Origin of the sequence: Nocardiopsis halotolerans DSM 44410 (assembly GCF_000341065.1) — a bacterium.
GTDB lineage: Bacteria > Actinomycetota > Actinomycetes > Streptosporangiales > Streptosporangiaceae > Nocardiopsis > Nocardiopsis halotolerans.
Map to the genome: position 1 here is coordinate 1 of NZ_ANAX01000377.1, position 3,748 is coordinate 3,748.

General features: G+C 73.4%; 4 protein-coding genes. All 4 read left to right on the forward strand.

The window, feature by feature from the left end; genetic code table 11:
• Nucleotides 1-417: polyprenyl synthetase family protein (locus D455_RS0127280; RefSeq protein WP_017573828.1), on the forward strand; the 417-nt coding region annotated here is incomplete at its 5' end.
• 131 nt (nt 418-548) lie between these two features.
• A complete protein-coding gene (locus tag D455_RS0127285; protein WP_017573829.1) occupies nt 549-1,892 on the forward strand; it encodes a DUF418 domain-containing protein in 1,344 nt (447 codons plus the stop codon).
• A 68-nt stretch (nt 1,893-1,960) separates the two neighbouring features.
• Nucleotides 1,961-2,854, forward strand: a complete 894-nt coding sequence (locus D455_RS0127290) for an SDR family oxidoreductase (protein ID WP_026123034.1) — start codon at nt 1,961-1,963, stop codon at nt 2,852-2,854.
• A gap of 161 nt (nt 2,855-3,015) precedes the next feature.
• Nucleotides 3,016-3,748, forward strand: a 733-nt coding sequence (locus D455_RS0127295; protein WP_017573831.1) for a zinc-binding dehydrogenase, incomplete at its 3' end; no start/stop codon positions are given.

Below are 3,748 nucleotides of genomic sequence, written 5' to 3' on the forward strand. Positions count from 1 at the left end.
CGCCACGAGGAGCTGGCGGGGGTGTACACCGCCTACGGCATCCCGCTGGGGATCGCCTTCCAGCTGCGCGACGACGTGCTGGGCGTGTTCGGCGACCCGTCCACCACGGGCAAGCCCGCCGGTGACGACCTGCGTGAGGGCAAGCGGACGCTGGTCGTGGCCGAGACCCTGGCGCGGTCGGACGCGGCCGACGCCGAGCGGTTCCGCTCGCTGCTGGGCGCGCCGGACCTGTCGGTGGAGTCGGTGGAGTGGATGTGCTCCCTGATCGAGGGCTCGGGCGCGCTGGCCGTGTGCGAGGCCCTGATCACGGAGTACGCCGAGGAGTCCGTCGCTGCCCTGGAGAGTCCCGAACTGGACGGGACGGCGCGCGAGCCGCTGCGTCAGCTGGTGGTGGCGGCCACCTCACGGTCCCACTGACCCCCGGACCCGGTCGGGAACCTTCCCTAGGGGAGTTTCTGGGGTCACCGCCTGGCCGGGACGCGTTGTGCCCGACCACCTCCTCCGGTTGAATCGCTGACAAGACATATCGCGATAACGGGAGGACTCCCATGTCCGGACAGACCGTCTCACGCGGCCCGGTCGGTGCGGGCGAGCGAGCGCTCGCACCGGACCTGGCCCGCGGGTTCATGCTCCTGTTCATCGCGCTCGCCAACACGGTCTGGTACCTGTGGGCGGTGCCCACGGGCGGTCTGAGCGCCCATCCCGAGCCCGCGGGGGCGCTGGACCGCGTCGCGCAGTTCTTCACCGTCGCGGCGGTGGACTCGCGCAGCTATCCGATGTTCGCCTTCCTGTTCGGGTACGGCATGGTGCAGCTGGCCCGCCGCCAGGAGGCGGCGGGCACGAGCGAGCGGGACGTGAACGCGCTGCTGCGCCGCCGCAACCTGTGGCTGATCGCGTTCGGCTTCGTCCACGCGTTGCTGCTGTGGATGGGCGACGTGCTGGCCGCCTACGGCCTGGCCGGGCTGGTGCTGTGCTGGCTGTTCCTCCGGCGCCGGGACACCACGCTGTTGGTGTGGGCGGGGGTGTTCACGGGCCTGTTGGCGCTGGCGTCGCTGCTCAGCCTGGTGGGCCTGGCCCTCATGCCCGCCGACGGCCCGGCTCCCGCGGGTCCGAGCATGGACTCGCTCGCGGACAACGTCTCCGACCCCGACGTCCTGGGCGCCGCGCTGGGCCGCCTGACGACGTGGCCGTTCATCGTTCTGGGGCAGGGGCTGCTGGGCCTGGCCGTGCCCGCGGCGATCCTGCTCGGCTTCTGGGCGGCGCGGCGGCGGATCCTGGAGGAGCCGAACCGGAACCTGGTGCTGCTGCGCTGGGTGGCGGGCCTCGGCATCGGCCTGGGCTGGCTGGGCGGGGTGCCCTCGGCCCTGGTCCAGATCGGTGCGTGGGACCTGGGCATCGCCCGGGGCGGCATGCTGACCCTGCCGCACATGGTGGCCGGTCTGTTCTGCGGTGTCGGCTACGTGGCGCTGATCGCCCTGGTGGCGCACCGGATCCGGGAACGCGGACACGGGCGGGGCGTGGTGGTCGGCGCGCTGACCGCGACCGGCAGGCGCTCGCTGTCGGCCTACCTGGCCCAGTCGGTGCTGTGCGCGCCGGTCCTGGCGGCCTGGGGCCTGGGGCTGGGCGCCGAACTGACGTCGTGGTCGATGTTCCTGTTCGCGATCGGCGTGTGGCTGGTGACGGTGGCGGCGGCCTACGCGCTGGAGCGCGCGGGCAGGCGCGGCCCGGCCGAGGTGCTGCTGCGCCGCCTGGCCTACCGCGGATCGGCGCGCGTACCGGTGCCGGGAGGCGCGCGGGAGCCGGGGACGGCCCCCGGGCGTGTGGACGGACCGGCGGACGGACGTGCGCCGAGGCCGGCCGGGGACGGCGGCGGAAGGCGGCCCTCACCCTGACCCCGGGGCGCGAAAAAGGGCGTGCCGGTGAGTGCCCGTCAAGCCCTCGTAACGCAGGATGGGGTGTCATGGGCGACGATCACACGACAAACCACACCATAGGGGTGACGGGGGCGACCGGGGCGCTGGGCGGGCGGGTCGCCGCCCGGATCGCGAGGCTGGGAAGGTCCCAGCGGCTCATCGTACGCGACATCAACCGCGCTCCCGAGTACCCCGGCAGCAGTGCGGCGATGGCGGCCTACGAGGACTCGTCGGGTTTCGAGAGGGCGTGCCGCGGTGTCGACACGCTGTTCCTGGTCTCGGCGACCGAGTCCGAGGAACGGATCGACGTCCATCTGAGCGCGGTGGACGCGGCGGTCAGGGCGGGGGTGTCCTGGATCGTCTACCTGTCCTTCCTGCGGGCGGGCCCGGCGTCGACCTTCACGTTCTCGCGCACGCACTTCTTCACCGAGGCGCACATCAGGTCGACGGGGGTGCGGTACACCTTCCTGCGGCCCAGCCTGTACCTGGACCTGCTGCCCGACTGGGTGGACGACGACGGTGTGGTGCGGGGCCCCGCCGGTGAGGGCCGGATCGCGTGGGTGTCGCGGGACGACGTGGCGGACGTGGCCACGGCGGTGCTGACCGACCCGCTGGCCGCGCTCACCTCGGAGGGCACCAGCCACGACATCACCGGCCCGGAGGCCCTGTCCCTCGAACAGACGGCTGACCGGCTGAGCACGCTCACGGGGCGTCCGATCCGTTACGAGCCCCAAACCTGGGAGGAGGCGGTGGAGTCACGCCGTTCGGGTGGCGCCCCCGCGTGGGCCGTGGAGGGCTGGGTGTCGTCGTACGCGGCGATCGCCGCCGGAGAGCTCGACGTGGTCGCACCCACCGTGCCGGAGCTGACCGGCCATCCGGCCCAGTCCATCGAGGGGTTTCTTCGGCGCCATCCCAGCGCGCTGTCGCACGTCGCGGTCTGACCGCGCCCCGTTCTCCCGCCACCGCCGTGCCCCGAGCGCGGCGGTTCCGTCGTGTTCGGGCCCCTCGCTTCGGGGCCTCCCCCGCCACGCCCTTGACCTCAACAATTATTGAGGTATCAGGATGTGCGGTGTCGAGGAAACGGACATTGAGGGAGAACGAGATGCGAGCGGTACGTGTGGACGCGTTCGGCGGCCCGGAGGTCCTGGTGGCCCGGGACGTGCCCGAGCCGGAGACGGGATCCGGCGAGGTGCTGGTGGATGTCGCGGCGTCCAACGTGATGTACCTGGACACCTTGGTGCGTGGTGGATGGGGGCGGGACCACTTCCCGGTCGACCCGCCCTACGTCCCCGGGGCCGGCGTGGTCGGACGGGTGGTCAGGATCGGCGGAGGCGTGGACCCGGGCTGGCGGGGCGCCACGGTGGTCACCGACACCGGGCACACCGACACGGCTCCCGGGCGGTCCACCCTCCCGACCGGCGGATACGCCGAACGAGCCGTCGTCCCGGAGTCGGCGCTGGTCAGGGTGCCCGAGGAGGTGGACCCGAAGGCGGCGCTGGCGCTGCTGCACGACGGGCCGACCGCGCTGGCGCTGGAGCGCGCGGCGGGCTTCGGCCCCGGCACAACGGTCCTGGTCGCCGCGGCCGCGGGAGGGGCGGGCAGCCTGGCCGTCCAACTGGCCCGCACGGCCGGGGCGCGGGTCATCGGCGCGGCCCGGGGAGAGGCCAAGCTGGCCCTGGCCCGCGAACTGGGCGCGCAGGAGACCGTGGACTACTCCGAGCCGGGCTGGCCGGAGAGGGTACGTGAACTGACCGGCGGCACCGGGGTCGACGTGGCGCTGGACGGCGCCGGAGGCGCGCTGGGCGAGGCGGCCTTCACGACCGTCGCCGACGGCG

Excerpts from the sequence above, each read along its gene's own strand:
- D455_RS0127290 (WP_026123034.1), top strand. The coding sequence starts at position 1,961 with ATGGGCGACGATCACACGACAAACCACACCATAGGGGTGACGGGGGCG.
- D455_RS0127285 (WP_017573829.1), top strand. The coding sequence starts at position 549 with ATGTCCGGACAGACCGTCTCACGCGGCCCGGTCGGTGCGGGCGAGCGA.